Here is a 16,589-nt window from a genome sequence, read left to right on the forward strand (position 1 = left end):
CCTATGACCAACATCAGCATCGACCTCGTGCAGCCCCCCGCAGCCCAACCTACCCCCCAAGGAGAGCCTGTGAAAGTCATGATCGTCACCGATGCCTGGGAACCGCAGGTCAACGGCGTCGTCCGCACCCTCACCCAGACGCGCCGCGAACTGGAAGCCATGGGGCACATCGTCGACATGATCACGCCGCTGGAATTCAAGACGGTGCCGTGCCCGACGTATCCGGAAATCCGCCTGTCGATCCTGCCGGCCAAGCGCGTGCGCGAGCGCATCGAGAAGTTCGCCCCGCAGGCGCTGCACATCGCCACCGAAGGGCCGCTGGGCCTGGCCGCACGCGCCTACGCACTGCGCCACAAGCTGCCCTATACGACGGCGTACCACACGCGCTTTCCGGAGTACGTGCAGGCGCGCTTCGGCATTCCTCTGGCGTGGACGTATCGCTTTCTGCGCTGGTTCCACAGCCCTGCCCAGGCGGTGATGGCGCCAACACCCGTAGTGCTGAAAGACCTCGCCGACTACGGCATCACCAACGGCGTGCTGTGGACACGCGGCGTCGATCTGGACATCTTCACCGCCCAGCGCAGCAACGTGCTCAACACGGCCCATCCGATCTTCCTGTACGTCGGCCGTGTGGCCGTGGAGAAAAACGTCGAAGCCTTCCTGGAACTGGATCTGCCGGGCTCCAAATGGGTCGTGGGTGAAGGCCCTGCACTGGCCGGGCTGAAGGCGAAGTACCCGAACGCCAGCTACCTCGGCGTGCTCAAGCAACCGGAACTGGCCAAGGTGTATGCCTCGGCCGACGTGTTCGTCTTCCCGAGCCGCACCGACACGTTCGGCCTGGTCCTGCTGGAGGCACTGGCCAGCGGCCTACCGGTTGCCGCGTATCCGGTGACGGGTCCGATCGACGTGCTGGGCGATTCGCCGGCTGGTGCGCTGCGCGAAGACTTGCGCGAAGCCTGCCTGGAAGCGCTGCGTATCGACCGCGCCACGGCGCGTGCGCATGCAGAGAAGTTCTCGTGGCGCGCGGCCTCGGAGCAATTCCTCGCGCACCTGCGCCCGATGCCCGCCACGCCGGCCGGTAACACCAAGGCCGCCGCGCCGTCCACTGCCGCGGGTGCTTGAGCGTTGCGTTCCATGAAGCCCACCACCCCGCCAGATCAGCGACTGGAAAATCCGGCCGCACCGCCTGCTGCCGGGGCGTACTCGCCGGCCGACAACCCACATAAAGGCAATCGCGGCATCACGCGGGCGTGGTTTGCGCTCAAGAACTCCATCAGCGGCATCCGCTTCGCCATCGACGAGGAAAGCGCGTTCCGCCAGGAACTGACGCTATGCGCAATCCTGCTGCCGTGCGCGTTCGTCATTCCCGCCACGGTGGTCGAGCGCATTCTGATGCTCGGCACGCTGGTGCTGGTGCTGATTGTCGAGCTGCTCAATTCGAGCGTGGAAGCGGCGGTCGACCGTATCTCGCTGGAGCAGCACGGGCTGTCCAAGCGCGCCAAGGATTTCGGCAGCGCAGCCGTCATGCTGGCCCTGCTGCTGTGCGCGGGGACGTGGTTGGCGATCGCCTGGCCATGGGTGGCGTCGCTGTTGCATTAGGAACACCAGCGAAAACCGGCGACAACGTTTGGTAATGTCTGCCCCACGGCATGTTGGGGTCGTTGCACGGGCACGATCTCTTATAATCCGGGCACCAATACGCCACGGAGACAGGGCCACCGGCCTTGGCAGTCAATGGAAACCAAGCAGCATTCCACCGGCCCGCGCCGCACGCGCGATCGCATCCTCGAAGTGTCGCTGCGCCTGTTCAACGACCTGGGCGAGCCCAACGTCACCACCACGACGATCGCCGAAGAGCTGGAGATCAGCCCGGGCAACCTGTACTACCACTTCCGCAACAAGGACGACATCATCAACTCGATCTTCGTGCAGTTCGAGCAGGAGATCGCGCGCCGTCTGAAGCTGCCGGATGACCACAAGGCCACACTCGACGAGACCTGGGGCTACCTGCAGTACATGTCGGAGTTCCTGTGGAACTACCGCTTCCTGTACCGCGACATCAACGATCTGCTCGCACGCAACCGCATGCTTGAATTGAACTTCAAGCGCATCGTCGAGCAAAAGCGCCACTTCGCCATGGACATCTGCCACCAGTTCATCGAAGACGGCGAGATGGAAGCCACGGCCGAGCAAGTCGACGTCATCTGCACCAACATCGTAGTGATCGCCACTTACTGGCTGTCGTTCCAGTTCGTGCAGCACCCGCGCCAGTACAACGACCAGAACGCGATCCGTGACCACCTGCACGGCGCGAGCTACCACATTCTGTCGATCCTTGCGCCTTACCTGCGCGGCAAGCCGCGGCGGGCGTTCGATTTGCTGGCGGTGAGCCGCAGCAACGATCCGCCCATCGGCACCCCCAGCAACAACACGCCTGCTCAATGAAATCGATCTGCGTCTATTGCGGTTCAAGCCCGGGCGAGCGCCCGGAATACAAAGCCAATGCCATCGCGCTGGGCAACGAGATGGTCAAGCGTGACCTCACGCTCGTCTACGGCGGCGGTAACGTCGGCCTGATGGGCGTGGTGGCCGACGCGGTGCTGCAAGGCGGCACCCCGGTCATCGGCATCATCCCGAAATCGCTGGTGCGCAAGGAGGTCGGCCATAAAGACCTGACCGAGCTGCACATTGTCGACAGCATGCACCAGCGCAAGCAGATGATGGCCGATCGTGCGGATGCCTTCATCGCCATGCCCGGCGGCGTTGGCACGTATGAAGAACTCTTCGAAACGTTCACGTGGCTGCAGCTCGGCTATCACAACAAGCCGATCGGCCTGCTGAACGTGGCGGGCTTTTACGACAAGCTGCTCGCCTTTATCGACCATGCTGTGCAGGAAGGCTTCCTCAAGCGCCACCACGCTGACCTGCTGCACGTAAGCGACGACCCCGCCGCGTTGATCGACATGCTGGCGCGCGCCCCGCGCGAGACGGTCGACAAGTGGTCGGAGCGTCGCGAGCGCACGTAGGGCGGCATGCAAGATTCGTTACTTACGATGGCGCTGTACGCGTCTCTGGTGCTGATCATGCCGGGGCCGACGAATACGCTGCTGCTTTCGTCCGGCCTCAAGGTGGGCGTGCGGCGGACGAGCCCGCTCATTGCCGTAGAGGCGCTGGGCTATGTCACTTCAATTTCGCTGTGGGGATTTTTCCTGACCGCCCTGTCGGTCAGTCAGCCGTGGCTGCCGGCCGTCGTCAAGCTGCTGAGCTCCGCGTACATCCTCTACTTGGCCGCAAAGATCTGGCGACAAAGCGGTGCACTGCAGCACGTTGCGGCGAATCCCGTCAGCTTGCGCGACATGTTCTTCACCACATTGATGAACCCAAAAGCGCTGCTGTTTGCAAGCACACTCTTTCCGCTCGCAGCATTCCAGTCTGCAGCCGATTTTGGGCGGACCATCGCCACGTTCCTAGTCGTGCTGGTGCCCATTGCTATCGGCTGGTCGTATTTGGGCATGCTGCTCACCGCACGGCGCACGTGGGCGTCTCACACGCCCAAACTGCTGCGCGGTGCAGCGCTCGTACTGCTCACCTTCTCGGGAACGCTGATGTATTCGGTGCTGAGCCGTTGAGCGGAAAGGCGCCGTTGGCCTAAAACGACGACCCTGGCTGGGTCAGAAACGCAAACTCCTCGGGAGTGGAAACGCGCCCGAGGGCTTCGTTGCGATGTGGAAAACGCCCAAAGCGCGCCACGATCTCGCGGTGCCTCTCCGCCCAGATGAGCGAGTCCGCATCACCTTCCTGATCGCGCAGGCGCGTGTAGAGGCGAATCGATTCGTCCTGCGCAGACAGCGCCTCGCTATGCTCGAACGGCAGGTAGCAGAACATGCGGTGATGGCGCGTCGGCAGTCGCGCATCCCAACCTGCGGCCACGACGATCTGCGCGGTATGCAACGCAGCCGCGTCGCTGGCAAACGCGCGAGCACTGCCGCGAAACATGTTGCGCGAGAACTGGTCGAGCACGACGATGCGCGCGATGGCATCGAGCGGCGCGCCCATCCAGGTGTCTGCGTCTCCCGTGGAAAGCGCTTCCCACAGCGGCAAGAAGCGCGCGCGGATCTCGGCATCGAACGCGTCGGATTTTGTGAACCATTCCGGCCGTGCGTCGATCAGCGGCGCGTTACCGAACCAAAACGCGAGCACGTCGTCGGCGGTGGGCAAACCGATCATCGGGGTCTCCTTGAATCTGTTTTTGTACGGTGCGCTCTAGCGCGGCACCTTAACGCTGCACGTTCCGCATCCAGTCGGCGGTCTGCCAGAACGCCTGCATCAGTCGCAGCTGCAGGGCTTCGTCCAAGCCGACGTCTTGCATGGCGAGTGCCATGCAGCGCATCCACTGATCACGCTCCTGCGTGCCGATCTCGAACGGCAGATGGCGCGCGCGCAAGCGCGGATGGCCAAAGCGCTCGATGAAATGATTCGGGCCGCCCAGCCAGCCGCACAGGAACCAGAACAGCTTGTCGCGCGATCCATCCAGGCTTTGCGGGTGCAGCGAGCGCAGCACGGCAAATTCGGGCTCCAGATCCATCAGGTCGTAGAAACGGTCAACGAGTTCGCGCACACGCGCTTCGCCGCCAATGAGGTCAAACGCCAGGGGTTCCTGGCCGGAAGTTGCGTCAGTCATACAGCGTCAGTCACATCAAAAAATTCGGGCGTCGTCATGCGTCACGAAGCGTTGCCATGGCCGGGCGACGCAGCACGTCGCGCAAGCCCAGCCAGCCGCCGATGAAAGCGCACGCCATGCCGCTCACGATGCCCACCGGCAGGATCGCCGGGTTGAAACGATACGGAAAATCGAACACGTGCGCCGAGAGCACCCAGCCGATGGCGATTGCGCCCACGCCGGCCATCAGCCCGGCCAGGCCGCCAACGATCAGCACTTCTGCATACTGCGTCTGGCGCACCACGGCGGAGCCCGCGCCAAGCGCGCGCAGAACGCCGGCATCGCGTAAGCGCTCGTCACGCGAGCCGGAGAGCGCGGCATACAGCACCAACACACCCGCCGCCAGCGTGAAGACGAAGAGGAATTCCACCGCCGCCGTGACCTGATCCAACACGCCCTGCACCTGCTGCAGGATCAGTTCGGTATCGACCACCGTGAGGTTCGGAAACTCACGCACGAGCTTGGCCGGCAGATCGGCCTGGCCGGCAGGAATGCGGAACGCGGTCACATACGTCTGCGGCATGTCGTGCAGCGCCACGGGCGGCAGGATCACGAAGAAGTTCACGCGCATCGAGCTCCAGTCGAGCTTGCGCAATGACGTGATGGGCGCATCCACCGTCTGCCCGGCGACGTCGAAACGCAGCACGTCACCCAGGTGCAGGTTGAGCGTCTTGGCAATGCCCTCTTCCACCGAGGCCTCGGGCTTCTGCCCGCTGAACCATCGGCCGGAGACGATGCGATTTTCAGGCGGCGGCTCGGTAGCGTACGACAGGTTGAATTCGCGTTCGATCAGGTTGCGGGCGCGCGATTCAGCATAGGTCTGGCGGTCGATCACCTGGCCATTCACCTGCGTCAGTCGCCCGCGCACCATGGGGTAGAGCTTCGGGTCGGCCACGCCGGCCTGGGCCAGGGCTTGCGCGACGGGTGTCACCTGATCGGGCTGGATATTGATGATGAAACGGTTGGGCGCATCGGCAGGGGTGGCGTTGTGCCACGAGCGGATCAGGTCATTGCGCGTCATGGCAAGCAACAGCAGCGCCATCAACCCGACGGCAAGCGCCACGGTTTGCAGCACGCTTACGCCACGACGGCGCTCCAGTACGGCCAGCGCAAAGCGCCAACCCACGCCGAGCGCACGACCACGTCCCAGCGACACCGCCAGCGCGCGCAATCCGCCGGCAGCCAGGAGCGCAAACACAACGATGGCGCCGGCAAACCCGGCGGCCGTCAGCGCACCGAGCTTCACGTCGCGCGCAGATACCACGAGCAACGCGAAGAATGCCGCCGCGCCCAGCGCATAGCCAATCCACGCAGCGACGGCGCGCTCCGCTACATCTCGCCGCAGCACGCGCAGCGGCGCCACGCGCACGAGGCTCAGCATGGGCGGCACGGCAAAACCAATGAGCAGCACCAGCCCCGCCGTCACGCCCACGACCGCAGGCCAGACAGATGGCGCGGGCAATGTCACCGTGACCAGATCACCGAGCGACGCCAGCAACAACCAGTGCGCGCCATAACCCAGCGCCACGCCCACGGCCGAACCCAGCACGCCGATCAACAAAAACTCCAGCGCGAATGTGCCGAGAATCTGCCCCTGCTTGAGCCCCAGGCACTTGATGACGGCTACCGCATCGGTATGCCGCGCGGTGTAGCGGCGCGCGGCCATGGTGATGGCCACTGCGGCAATCATCGCGGCCAGCAAGGCGACGAGCGAGAGGAAGCGCTCGGCACGGTCCAGCGTTTCGCGCATCTGCGGCTGGCCGTTCTGCAACGATTCAACGCGCACGCCACGTAGCTGGCGCGTTTTCGCTTCGTTCTCGGCCCAGGTGCGGTACGCGCTGGCAGCGGCATCGGGGCCAGCCACCAGCAGGCGATACGTGACGCGGCTGCCGTAGGTGACGAGGCCCGTCGAACCCAGATCCGACATCGGCAGCATCACCCGGGGGGCGAAATTCATGAAGCCGGCGCCGCGATCAAGTTCCTGGGTGATGACGTGAGCGATCTTGAAGGTGCGCGTGCCCAGGCGTATCGCATCGCCCACGCGCATGCCGAGCGCCTCGAGCAGCGGTGCGTCCACCCACACCGTGCCTGCGGCAGGAATGCCCTGGAAGGGCGCGCCCACGGTATCGCGCCCGTCATCGCTCACTTTGAGGGTACCGCGCAGCGGGTAGCCGGCGTCGACGGCCTTGATGGCGGCGAGTTGCGATACCGGTTCGCCCGAGGCGCCCTTGGCCAACGTGCTCGCCATGCTGGGGAAGGTGGCGGTGTGCGTGACTTGCAGGCCGCTCGCGCGCGCATGCGCCTCGATGTCGGGCGGCAACGGCTGGTCGGACACAATCAGCACATCCGCGCCGATCAGCTGACGCGCATCGCGCTCCAATCCGGCATGCATGCGGTCGGCCAGGAAACTGACGGACACCAGCGCGGCCACGGCCAACACCAGCGCGACGAGCAGGAGGTTCAGTTCACCGGCGCGCCAGTCGCGGCGCAGCATGCGCAGGGCTTGGGTCCAGACGGAGAAACGTGACATGTGCAGAGCATGGGCGGGGCGCTCGATGGAGCAAACCCCGCCATGTTCGCACGACTTCAGCGTGCCAGCGCGCGGGCCTCGTCAGCGTGCCAGGGCAGCGCCTGCTCTGCGGTCAGCAGCGAAACGTGCTCGGTCGGCCGGTAGCCTGCGAGGTGGCCCAGTCCTTCGCGAAAGGCCGGCTGACCGATGCGCTCGATCAGCTCGCGCACCCAGGGCGACAGCGCGTCATTGCGGCGCACCGCCAGGTAATACGTTTCGCGCGTCAGCGGCACAAAATGCAGGCCATGGGCTTCGGCGCCCGGGCGCAGGCCGAAGCCGACGTCCGCCCGACCTTCCTGAACGGCCACGGCGACCTTGTCGCTGGAGAATTCCTGCTCGTCATACCCGTGGATCTGGTCGGGATACAGCCCCGCAGCCACCAGCAACTGATCGAACAGCAAACGCGTGCCCGAACTGCGCTGGCGGTTGATGAAGCGCGCCTGGGTACGCGCCAGGTCGCCCAATGACTGCACCCGCCCGGCCCATTCCGCCGACATCATCAGCCCCTGCTCGCGATCGGCCAGGGCGATCAGGCGCACGGCTGTCGGGCGCAACCACTTGCGCAACGTCTGATGCGCGATCGAGCCCGCACCCTGCTGCGGGGCCACATAGAAGCCGGCTACTTCGCATTGTTTTTCCTGCAGGCAGATCAGCCCTTCAACGGCGCTGCAGAACACCGTATCGATGTGTGCCCCGTGGCTTTGCCGCGCAAACGTCTCGGCCAACACTTCCACGGCCGGGTCGTGGCTGCCCGAGAAACGGATGCGCGCCTGCGACTGGGATGCGTCTTCCAGCTCCGATAGGAACTGGCCCATGGCTTGGTGCAGCGCCGGATCGAGCTGCTCGCGCAGGCGCATCTCGGCGCGCAGCATGCGCTCGCCAAAGAGCGTGAGCGAAGCCCCCCGGCCACGCTCCATGTCGAGCAGCGAGCGGCCGAGCATTTCTTCCCACGACCGCATCACCCCCCAGGCGTGCCGGTACGACAGCCCCACCTGCTTCGCCGCCCGGTGCAGCGACCCCGTCTCGCGCACCGCCCGCAGCAACTGAAACACCTTGCCGTTGGCGCGCGGGTTGTCGTCCGGCCCCACCACCGGAAATACTTCGAACTGGAATGTCATTATGTTTATGGTTTCCTATTTACTTCCGCCGTGGCCCGGGAGAACAATCCTGCTCATCCCCGGGGCGGGCATATCGTGGCCGCTGACCGCCCCCGACGTTGCTGCCATCATGCAGCATCCGACATAAAGCGTCCACGCCTTCCCGCTACCCCCACAACATGCCCGGATTGTCCCAAACCCTTCGGCTGTCTGCAGTCATCTGCATGACACTCGCGCTCGCCACCACTGCATATGCTGGCGATCTCCGCATGGCCACCACCACCAGCACCGAAAATTCCGGGCTGCTGAAAGTCCTGTTACCGAAGTTCGAAGCGGCCACCGGCATCCATGTGCAGGTGATTGCCGTTGGCACCGGCAAGGCGGTCAAGCTGGGTGAATCGGGGGACGTGGATGTGGTGCTCGTGCACGCCCGCCAACTGGAAGACGCCTTCGTCGCCTCAGGCGGCGGCATCGACCGCCGCGACGTGATGTACAACGACTTCATCCTCGTCGGACCCGAGGCGGACCCGGCTCACGTACGCGGGCAGAAAAACGTCATCCAGGGGATGGAAACCATTGCCGCGGCGGGCGAAAAAGCCGGCGCCAAGTTCATCTCGCGCGGCGACAACTCTGGCACCGACGTCATGGAAAAGGCTTACTGGAAGACAGCCAACATCGATCCGAAGGGCAAGCCGTGGTACGTCAGCGCGGGGCTCGGGATGGGTGAAGTGCTGAACATGGCCGCGCAGATGAACGCCTACACGCTCTCGGACCGCGCAACCTACGGCGCCTACCGTGCCAAGACCGGCCTCGACATCGTGCTGGCCGGTGACCCGCGCATGTTCAATCCCTACGGCATCATCGCCGTCAACCCGAAGAAATACCCCAGCGTCAACTACACTGATGCGACTAGGCTGATCGAATGGATCACGTCACCCGAGGGTCAGCAGGTGATTGCCGGCTTCAAGGTCAACGGGGAACAGGTGTTTTTCCCGGACTATGGGAAGGCGGTCGCAAGCGGAAAGTAGCCCCCGCGCGGCGGCATAGCAGAGCAGCGGCGGTGCAGCTTCAGGCCACCGCCGATTCCAACTGCGAATGCTGCGGCAACTCGGCCGCCACCTCGCCGATCATGCGGCGCAGCCACATCACATCGGGCGCGGCATGGCTGCGTTCATGCCAGAGCTGGTAGAAGCGCATCTTCGGGAACGCCATGGGCGTCGGCAGGATGCGGATCGGCAAATACTGGGCGCAGTGCGCAGCGAACTGGCGGCCGGTGGTGAAGACCAGATCGGTGCGCATCAGCACATATGGCACCAGCCCGAAGTACGGCAGTGACACCTGGATCTGCCGCTTCAGCCCCTGCTCCGCAAGTGCCTGATCGATCATGCTGCGCTGCATGACGGCATACGGCGCGGGCGCCAGATGTGGCATTTCCACGTAGTGCTTGAGCGAGATCCCCTTGCGCGCCAGGGGGTGCTGCGCCCCCAACATACAGACGACTTCATCGTCGAACAACGGCGAAATGTGCAGATGTTCGGGCGGTGACAGCCAGTTGCCGATCACCAGGTCCATGCCGCCCTGCTCCAGCGCGGCAAGGTAATCGACGCCCGCATTGAGCGGATGCACCACCAGCTTGGCCTGCGGCGCCTGCTTGCGTAGACGCTCGACGATGTTGGGCAGGAAAAAGGCATCAAGGTAATCCGGCGCACCGAGGTGAAACGTGCGGGTGGTGTTGCCGGGGTCGAATTCTTGCGACGGGCGCGCGATGCGCTCCATCGCCTCCAGGCTCTGCTGCGCGAGCGCCAGCAAATCATGGCCGCGCTCGGTCGGCACCATGCCGTTCTTGCCGCGCACCAGGATGGCGTCGCCGGTGATCTCGCGCAGGCGCTTGAGCGTGTTGCTGATGGCCGGCTGCGACTGGCCGAGCTTGACCGCCGTACGCGTCACGCTCTGCTCGGTGAGCAGCGTGTAGAGAACGCGCAGGAGGTAGGTATCGAGGTGATCTTTGCCGTGCATCTGGAGGCGGGTATCGGCTGCGCCGATCCTTCTAAAAGAAGTGCTTGGGGACGCTGTCAGTGTATGTCACCTGCACGCCGCGCCGCCAGACCGCTACTGGCGGGTATACCCCGGATTTTGGCTTTCCGATGCGGGTTATCACATGGGCCAAATATTGCATTCCTGGCCCGGTGCTATGGTTCCGTTACACACACAAACAGGCGTAGAACCCCCATGGAGACTCAGCCCATCCGCTTCTTCCACCGCGGCCAGGTCCGCACCGTCACGGACGCCCCGATCACCCGGACGGTGCTTCAATACCTGCGTGAAGACGCACACTGCACCGGCACCAAGGAAGGGTGCGCCGAGGGCGATTGCGGTGCTTGTACCGTCGTGCTCGGTGAACTGCAGGAAGACGGCAGCGTCGGCCTGAAGGCCGTCAACGCGTGCATCCAGTTCCTGCCCACGCTCGACGGCAAGGCGCTGTTCACCGTGGAAGACGTGCGTGGCAAGGATGGCACGCTGCACCCGGTGCAAGAGGCCATGGTGGAGTGCCACGGGTCGCAGTGCGGCTTCTGCACGCCGGGCTTCGTGATGTCGCTCTACGCCCTGTACGAGAACACCGGCAATCAGGCGCCAATTCCCTCGCGCCAGACCATCTGCGATTCGCTCACCGGCAACCTCTGCCGCTGCACTGGCTACCGCCCGATCATCGACGCCGGCGAACGCATGTTCGAGCTGCCCTCCCCGGCCGGCATCGATCGCACGCAATTGGCCGACACGCTGCGCAAACTGCAGCGCAAGGACACCTTCAGCTATGCGCCGGTCGGCGCCGAAAACGCACCGCGCTTCTACGCACCGCGCACCGCATCGGCCTTTGCCGCCATCAAGGCCGCGCATCCGAACATCCGCATCCTGGCCGGCAGCACCGACGTCGGCCTGTGGGTCACCAAGCAGTTCCGCGATCTGGGCGACATCCTGTACATCGGCCAGGTAGCCGACCTGTACGCACTGGAAAAGCGTGACGGCTGGATCGAGATTGGCGCCGCTGTCTCGCTGGAAAAGGCCTACGAATTCCTGGCTGCGGACTACCCTGAGGTGACGGAATTGTGGAAGCGCTTTGCCTCGCTGCCGATCCGCAATGCCGGCACGCTGGGCGGCAACGTCGCAAACGGCTCGCCGATTGGTGACTCCGCGCCTGCGCTCATCGCCATCGGCACGCGTGTCGTGCTGCAACGTGGTGAAGCGCGCCGCGAGCTGCCACTCGAAGACCTCTACCTCGCCTATCAGAAGAACGCGATGGAAGAAGGGGAATTCGTTGCTGGCCTGCGCATCCCCGCGCGTGCGGGCCGTGATGCTCTGCGCTTCCGCACGTACAAACTGTCCAAGCGCTTTGACGAGGACATTTCTGCCGTGTGCGCGGCGCTGGCCATCGAACTGGACGGTGACATCGTCCGCAGCGCACGCATCGCTTACGGCGGCATGGCAGCAACGTCCAAGCGCGCGACAGAGACGGAAAACGCCATCGTCGGCCAGCCGTGGAACGAAGCGACCGTGCGTGCTGCCATGGCAGCCATGTCGCGCGACTACACCCCGCTGAGCGACATGCGCGCAACCGACAACTACCGCCGCATATCGGCTGCCAACACGGTGTACCGCTTCTGGCTGGAAACACGCACCGATGCGCCGCTCGCGCCCGAACAGATCAATGTGCGCGCGGTCGAATTGAATACCCTCACAGCAGCGTAAGAACATGAACAAGCAAACCGAAGCCTTCCTGCTGGCTGAAGCTGATATTGCTGCGGCCATGCCTGGCCAGCGCGGTGCTGTGGTGGGAATTTCGCGCCCGCACGAATCTGCGCATCTGCATGTTGCGGGCACCGCCACGTACACCGACGACATTCCTGAGCTGGCCGGCACGCTGCACGCGGCGCTCGGCATGAGCACGCAGGCGCATGCGCGCATCGTCAACATGGATCTGGACCGCGTGAAGGCCGCGCCCGGCGTGGTGGCGGTGTTTACATCTGCCGACATTCCCGGCACGAACGATTGCGGCCCGATCATTCACGACGACCCGATCCTCGCCACCGACACGGTGCACTTCATCGGCCAGCCGATGTTCATCGTGGTGGCCACGTCGCACGATGCGGCGCGCCGCGCGGCGCGTCTGGGCAATATCGAATACGAAGTTCTGCCCCCGTTGCTGACGCCTGAAGAAGCGCGTGCCGCCGGCAAGTCGGTGCTGCCGCCGATGCACGTCAAGCGCGGCGAACCGGCTGAGCGCATCGCCGCAGCACCCCACTCTGAAGCCGGCAAGATGTCGTTGGGCGGGCAGGAGCAGTTCTACCTCGAAAGCCAGATTTCGTACGCAGTGCCGAAGGAAGACAACGGCATGCACGTGTGGTGCTCGACGCAGCATCCGACCGAGATGCAGCACATGGTGTCGCACATGCTGGGCTGGCACGCCAATCAGGTGCTGGTCGAATGCCGCCGCATGGGCGGTGGTTTCGGCGGGAAGGAATCGCAGTCGAGCCTGTTCGCCTGCTGCGCTTCGCTGGCGGCATGGAAACTCGCCTGCCCCGTCAAGCTGCGTCCGGACCGCGACGACGACATGATGATCACCGGCAAGCGGCACGACTTCCGCTTCGCCTATGAAGCCGGCTATGACGACGACGGACGCATCCAGGGCGTCAAGGTGGACATGACGTCGCGCGCCGGTTTTTCGGCCGACCTCTCGGGCCCCGTGATGACGCGCGCCATCTGCCACTTCGACAACGCCTACTGGCTGCCCGAAGTGGAGATCGACGGCTTCTGCGCGCGCACCAACACGCAGTCGAACACGGCCTTCCGCGGTTTCGGCGGCCCGCAGGGCGCATTTGCCATCGAGTACATCATGGACAACATCGCGCGCTCGGTCGGCAAGGACGCGCTCGATGTACGCCGCGCCAATCTGTACGGCAAGGACACGAACAACGTCACGCCGTACGGGCAGACCGTGGAAGACAACGTCATCCATGAACTGCTCGACGAGCTGGAGGCAACGTCCGACTACCGCGCCCGCCGCGAAGCGATTCGCGCATTCAATGCGACGAGCCCCGTGCTCAAGCGCGGCCTGGCGCTGACGCCGGTGAAGTTCGGCATCTCGTTCAACGTGAAGCACTTCAACCAGGCCGGCGCGCTGGTGCATGTCTACAACGACGGCTCGATCCTCGTGAACCATGGCGGCACCGAAATGGGCCAGGGCCTGAACACCAAGGTTGCGCAGGTCGTGGCACACGAACTGGGCGTGTCGTTCACGCGCATCCGCGTGACGGCCACGGATACCAGCAAGGTGGCCAACACATCCGCTACGGCTGCATCGACCGGCAGCGACTTGAACGGCAAGGCCGCTCAGGACGCTGCACGCCAGATCCGCCAGCGTCTGGTCGCGTTTGCCGCAGAGCATTACGAGGTGCCTGTGGAGACTGTGGCAATCGTGGGCGACCATCTCGAAATTGGTGCACGCCGCGTGCCGTTCAACGAACTGATCGGTAAGGCCTACGTTGCCCGCGTGCAATTGTGGTCCGACGGGTTCTACGCCACGCCCAAGCTGCACTGGGATCAAGCCAAGCTCAAGGGCCGTCCGTTCTACTACTACGCCTATGGCGCAGCGGTGTCGGAAGTGGTGGTCGACACGCTCACCGGCGAATGGCGCCTGCTGCGCGCCGACGTGCTGCACGACGCCGGCCGCTCGATCAACCCTGCCATCGACATCGGCCAGGTGGAAGGCGCGTTCATTCAGGGCATGGGCTGGCTGACGACCGAAGAGCTGTGGTGGAACAAAAACGGCAAGCTGATGACGCACGCGCCGTCCACCTACAAGATCCCGACGGTCAATGACTGCCCGACGGACTTCCGCGTGCACCTGTTCAACAACGCCAACGTGGAAGACAGCATCCACCGCTCCAAGGCGCTGGGTGAGCCGCCGCTGCTGCTGCCGTTCTCGGTGTTCTTCGCCATTCGCGATGCGGTGGCTGCCGTGGGCGATGGCCGCACGAGCCCACCGCTGAATGCACCGGCCACCAGCGAGGAAATCCTCAAGGCCGTCGACGCCATCCGCAGCGCCCCGCTGTCCGCCTGAGTTGGGAGCCCCCATGGACCACACGCAACTGCGCCCCTTCCGCTTCGCCGATGTGCTTGCCACCGTGCAGGCAGGGCAGCCGTGCGTGCTGGTCACGGTGACGGACGTGCAGGGCTCTGCCCCGCGCGAGCCAGGCACGCTCATGCTGGTGGGCACCGACGGTTTCTTCGGCACCATCGGCGGTGGCCATCTGGAATGGCGCGCGATGGAAATCGCCCAAGCCATGATTGACGCGCCTGAAGCCACCGGCGAAGCACGCCGCCAGTTCGTGCGCATCCCCCTCGGCCCCGCCCTCGGCCAATGCTGCGGCGGCGTGGTCCGCCTGTCGCTTGAACGACTCGACGCGCGCGATGTGGAGTGGATCGCAATGGCCGACGACGCCATGCGCCAACGCCGCAGCCTGCGCCGCTTCGTCTGTGCTGATCCCGCGGTGGCCGTTGAAGCAAGCGTAGGCGACGCAGCCGCGGCCGGCGTGCAACTGGACGCCAGCGGCTTCACGCAAACCGTCCTGCCGCCCGACATGTCGATCGTGCTCTGCGGCGCGGGCCATGTCGGGCACGCCATCGTGCGCGCGCTGGCGCATCTGCCCTGCCGCGTCACGTGGGTGGACGAGCGCGATGCGATGTTCCCCTTCCCCACGGAAGTGCCGTCGAACGTCGTCATCGAATCCACCGATACGCCGGAAGCCGTGATCGACCAAGCGCCCGCCGGCAGCTACTTCCTGGTCATGACGCACAACCATGCGTTGGACCTTGCGCTGTGCGAACGCATCATGCGCCGCACGGACTTTGCCTACTTCGGCCTGATCGGTTCCAAGACCAAGCGCGCGCGCTTCGAGCACCGCATGGTCGAGCACGGCGTGGACCCGGCCCGCCTGCCGGAGATGGTGTGCCCGATTGGCGTGGCGGGCATCGTGGACAAGGCGCCGGATATCATTGCGGTATCCGTCGTCGCGCAACTTCTGCAGGTGCGAGAGCTGCAACAGCATGCGCTCACCAGCGCCAGCAGCGGCGCGGCGGTCCCTTACCGAGTCCCCACGCCTGTCTAATCATGCCGATCTCTTCCGCGCTTGCAGAACGCATCGCCACCAGCCCCAAAGCTGAACTGCACATCCACATCGAAGGCTCGCTCGAACCCGAACTGATGTTTGCGCTGGCCGAGCGCAACGGCGTGAAGCTGCCGTATACGTCGGTTGAAGAAGTGCGTGCCGCCTACGCCTTCGACGATCTGCAATCGTTTCTCGACCTGTATTACGCGGGCGCCAGTGTGCTGCTCACCGAGCAGGATTTCTACGACATGACGGCCGCTTATGTGGCGCGCGCGCTTGCCGACAACGTCCACCACGCCGAAATCTTCTTCGACCCGCAGACGCATACCGCGCGCAACGTGCCAATGCATGTGGTCATTCACGGCATCGTCCGCGCCCTGGACGACGCGGAGCGCGAGCATGGTTTCTCCAGCGCGCTGATCCTCTGCTTCCTGCGCCATCTGAGCGAGGAAGACGCATTCGACACACTTGAAGCTGCGCTGCCCTATATCCAGGACCCGACCAACCGCATCATCGGCGTCGGCTTGGATTCGTCTGAGCGCGGCAACCCGCCGGAGAAGTTCGCGCGCGTGTTCGCACGCTGCAAAGAGCTTGGCCTGCGCCTCGTCGCCCACGCCGGTGAAGAAGGCCCGGCGCAATACGTGATCGACGCCCTCGACATTCTCAAGGTGGAGCGCATCGATCACGGCGTACGCGCTATCGACGATGCCGCACTCGTCAAACGTCTCGCCGCCGAACGTATTGCGTTGACGGTCTGCCCACTGTCGAACGAAAAACTGAAGGTTTATCCGGACCTGCGCGACCACTCGCTCAAGCAACTGCTGGACGCCGGCTGCGCAGTGACGCTGCACTCCGATGATCCGGCCTACTTTGGCGGCTACATGAACACCAACTGGCTCGCCACCTTCAATGCCCTCGACCTGTCTGCGGCCGATGCGCACACGCTCGCACGCAACAGCTTCGAGGCGTCCTTCCTGCCCGAACAGGACAAAGCCCTGTGGCTTGCCAAGGTCGACGACCACTGGAAAGCCACACACTAA

Annotated in this window: 15 protein-coding genes; 10 read left to right on the forward strand and 5 right to left on the reverse strand. The window is 64.4% G+C overall.

Features of this window, described 5'->3' with window-relative positions; genetic code table 11:
- Positions 1–78: 78 nt before the first annotated feature.
- The 5 genes from NKG59_RS13840 to NKG59_RS13860 all read left to right on the forward strand — a co-directional run bounded on the left by NKG59_RS13840 (position 79) and on the right by NKG59_RS13860 (position 3,629).
- Entirely contained in the window at positions 79–1,122 is a 1,044-nt protein-coding gene (locus NKG59_RS13840) for a glycosyltransferase family 4 protein (protein WP_253539082.1), read from the forward strand.
- A gap of 12 nt (positions 1,123–1,134) precedes the next feature.
- Positions 1,135–1,599, forward strand: a complete 465-nt coding sequence (locus NKG59_RS13845) for a diacylglycerol kinase (protein WP_253537738.1) — start codon at positions 1,135–1,137, stop codon at positions 1,597–1,599.
- 135 nt (positions 1,600–1,734) lie between these two features.
- Positions 1,735–2,445 carry a TetR/AcrR family transcriptional regulator gene (locus NKG59_RS13850; protein ID WP_253537741.1) on the forward strand — a complete coding sequence of 237 codons (711 nt, stop codon included), beginning with the start codon at positions 1,735–1,737 and terminating at the stop codon, positions 2,443–2,445.
- Positions 2,442–3,026, forward strand: a complete 585-nt coding sequence (locus NKG59_RS13855; RefSeq protein ID WP_045206171.1) for an LOG family protein — start codon at positions 2,442–2,444, stop codon at positions 3,024–3,026. Before NKG59_RS13850 ends, NKG59_RS13855 begins: the two co-directional genes overlap by 4 nt.
- Positions 3,027–3,032: 6 nt before the next feature.
- On the forward strand, positions 3,033–3,629 hold the full coding sequence (locus NKG59_RS13860; RefSeq protein ID WP_045206170.1) for a LysE family translocator: 597 nt from the start codon (positions 3,033–3,035) through the stop codon (positions 3,627–3,629).
- A gap of 19 nt (positions 3,630–3,648) precedes the next feature.
- On the opposite strand, the gene NKG59_RS13865 is transcribed toward NKG59_RS13860, so the two are convergent.
- From NKG59_RS13865 to NKG59_RS13880, 4 genes are read right to left on the reverse strand one after another with little or no spacing between them, the layout of a single operon-like run.
- Positions 3,649–4,227 carry a DUF924 family protein gene (locus NKG59_RS13865; RefSeq protein WP_253537744.1) on the reverse strand — a complete coding sequence of 193 codons (579 nt, stop codon included), beginning with the start codon at positions 4,225–4,227 and terminating at the stop codon, positions 3,649–3,651.
- A gap of 49 nt (positions 4,228–4,276) precedes the next feature.
- The gene (locus NKG59_RS13870) at positions 4,277–4,681 is read right to left on the reverse strand and encodes a group II truncated hemoglobin (RefSeq protein WP_253537747.1); all 405 of its coding nucleotides are present in this window, start codon (positions 4,679–4,681) and stop codon (positions 4,277–4,279) included.
- Between the two features lie 34 nt (positions 4,682–4,715).
- Entirely contained in the window at positions 4,716–7,250 is a 2,535-nt protein-coding gene (locus NKG59_RS13875) for an ABC transporter permease (protein WP_253537750.1), read from the reverse strand.
- Positions 7,251–7,306: 56 nt separating this feature from the next.
- Positions 7,307–8,407, reverse strand: a complete 1,101-nt coding sequence (locus tag NKG59_RS13880; RefSeq protein ID WP_253537767.1) for a substrate-binding domain-containing protein — start codon at positions 8,405–8,407, stop codon at positions 7,307–7,309.
- 158 nt (positions 8,408–8,565) lie between these two features.
- Here NKG59_RS13880 and NKG59_RS13885 point away from each other — a divergent pair, with 158 nt between their 5' ends.
- The gene (locus tag NKG59_RS13885) at positions 8,566–9,414 is read left to right on the forward strand and encodes an ABC transporter substrate-binding protein (protein ID WP_414708550.1); all 849 of its coding nucleotides are present in this window, start codon (positions 8,566–8,568) and stop codon (positions 9,412–9,414) included.
- A 40-nt stretch (positions 9,415–9,454) separates the two neighbouring features.
- Here the strand turns inward: NKG59_RS13885 and NKG59_RS13890 are convergent, their stop codons facing one another.
- Positions 9,455–10,402: a LysR substrate-binding domain-containing protein gene (locus tag NKG59_RS13890; RefSeq protein ID WP_024975264.1), complete on the reverse strand. Its 948-nt coding sequence runs from the start codon at positions 10,400–10,402 to the stop codon at positions 9,455–9,457.
- Positions 10,403–10,615: 213 nt separating this feature from the next.
- On the opposite strand from NKG59_RS13890, the gene xdhA reads away from it, so the two are divergent.
- From xdhA to NKG59_RS13910, 4 genes are read left to right on the forward strand one after another with little or no spacing between them, the layout of a single operon-like run.
- Positions 10,616–12,130: a xanthine dehydrogenase small subunit gene (gene xdhA, locus NKG59_RS13895; protein WP_253537773.1), complete on the forward strand. Its 1,515-nt coding sequence runs from the start codon at positions 10,616–10,618 to the stop codon at positions 12,128–12,130.
- Positions 12,131–12,134: 4 nt separating this feature from the next.
- On the forward strand, positions 12,135–14,501 hold the full coding sequence (gene xdhB, locus NKG59_RS13900) for a xanthine dehydrogenase molybdopterin binding subunit (RefSeq protein WP_253537777.1): 2,367 nt from the start codon (positions 12,135–12,137) through the stop codon (positions 14,499–14,501).
- Positions 14,502–14,514: 13 nt separating this feature from the next.
- On the forward strand, positions 14,515–15,549 hold the full coding sequence (xdhC, locus tag NKG59_RS13905) for a xanthine dehydrogenase accessory protein XdhC (protein ID WP_253537780.1): 1,035 nt from the start codon (positions 14,515–14,517) through the stop codon (positions 15,547–15,549).
- A gap of 2 nt (positions 15,550–15,551) precedes the next feature.
- Entirely contained in the window at positions 15,552–16,589 is a 1,038-nt protein-coding gene (locus NKG59_RS13910; protein ID WP_253537783.1) for an adenosine deaminase, read from the forward strand.

Origin of the sequence: Ralstonia chuxiongensis, from assembly GCF_024158925.1 — a bacterium.
Lineage (GTDB): Bacteria > Pseudomonadota > Gammaproteobacteria > Burkholderiales > Burkholderiaceae > Ralstonia > Ralstonia chuxiongensis.

Bases quoted from the DNA above. Each gene is read 5' to 3' on its own strand.
- NKG59_RS13845 (WP_253537738.1), top strand. From the start codon at position 1,135: ATGAAGCCCACCACCCCGCCAGATCAGCGACTGGAAAATCCGGCCGCA.
- NKG59_RS13855 (WP_045206171.1), top strand. From the start codon at position 2,442: ATGAAATCGATCTGCGTCTATTGCGGTTCAAGCCCGGGCGAGCGCCCG.
- NKG59_RS13860 (WP_045206170.1), top strand. From the start codon at position 3,033: ATGCAAGATTCGTTACTTACGATGGCGCTGTACGCGTCTCTGGTGCTG.
- NKG59_RS13875 (WP_253537750.1), bottom strand. From the start codon at position 7,250: ATGTCACGTTTCTCCGTCTGGACCCAAGCCCTGCGCATGCTGCGCCGC.
- NKG59_RS13865 (WP_253537744.1), bottom strand. From the start codon at position 4,227: ATGATCGGTTTGCCCACCGCCGACGACGTGCTCGCGTTTTGGTTCGGT.
- xdhB (WP_253537777.1), top strand. From the start codon at position 12,135: ATGAACAAGCAAACCGAAGCCTTCCTGCTGGCTGAAGCTGATATTGCT.
- xdhC (WP_253537780.1), top strand. From the start codon at position 14,515: ATGGACCACACGCAACTGCGCCCCTTCCGCTTCGCCGATGTGCTTGCC.
- NKG59_RS13880 (WP_253537767.1), bottom strand. From the start codon at position 8,407: ATGACATTCCAGTTCGAAGTATTTCCGGTGGTGGGGCCGGACGACAAC.
- xdhA (WP_253537773.1), top strand. From the start codon at position 10,616: ATGGAGACTCAGCCCATCCGCTTCTTCCACCGCGGCCAGGTCCGCACC.
- NKG59_RS13850 (WP_253537741.1), top strand. From the start codon at position 1,735: ATGGAAACCAAGCAGCATTCCACCGGCCCGCGCCGCACGCGCGATCGC.
- NKG59_RS13870 (WP_253537747.1), bottom strand. From the start codon at position 4,681: ATGACTGACGCAACTTCCGGCCAGGAACCCCTGGCGTTTGACCTCATT.
- NKG59_RS13885 (WP_414708550.1), top strand. From the start codon at position 8,566: ATGCCCGGATTGTCCCAAACCCTTCGGCTGTCTGCAGTCATCTGCATG.
- NKG59_RS13890 (WP_024975264.1), bottom strand. From the start codon at position 10,402: ATGCACGGCAAAGATCACCTCGATACCTACCTCCTGCGCGTTCTCTAC.
- NKG59_RS13910 (WP_253537783.1), top strand. From the start codon at position 15,552: ATGCCGATCTCTTCCGCGCTTGCAGAACGCATCGCCACCAGCCCCAAA.
- NKG59_RS13840 (WP_253539082.1), top strand. From the start codon at position 79: ATGATCGTCACCGATGCCTGGGAACCGCAGGTCAACGGCGTCGTCCGC.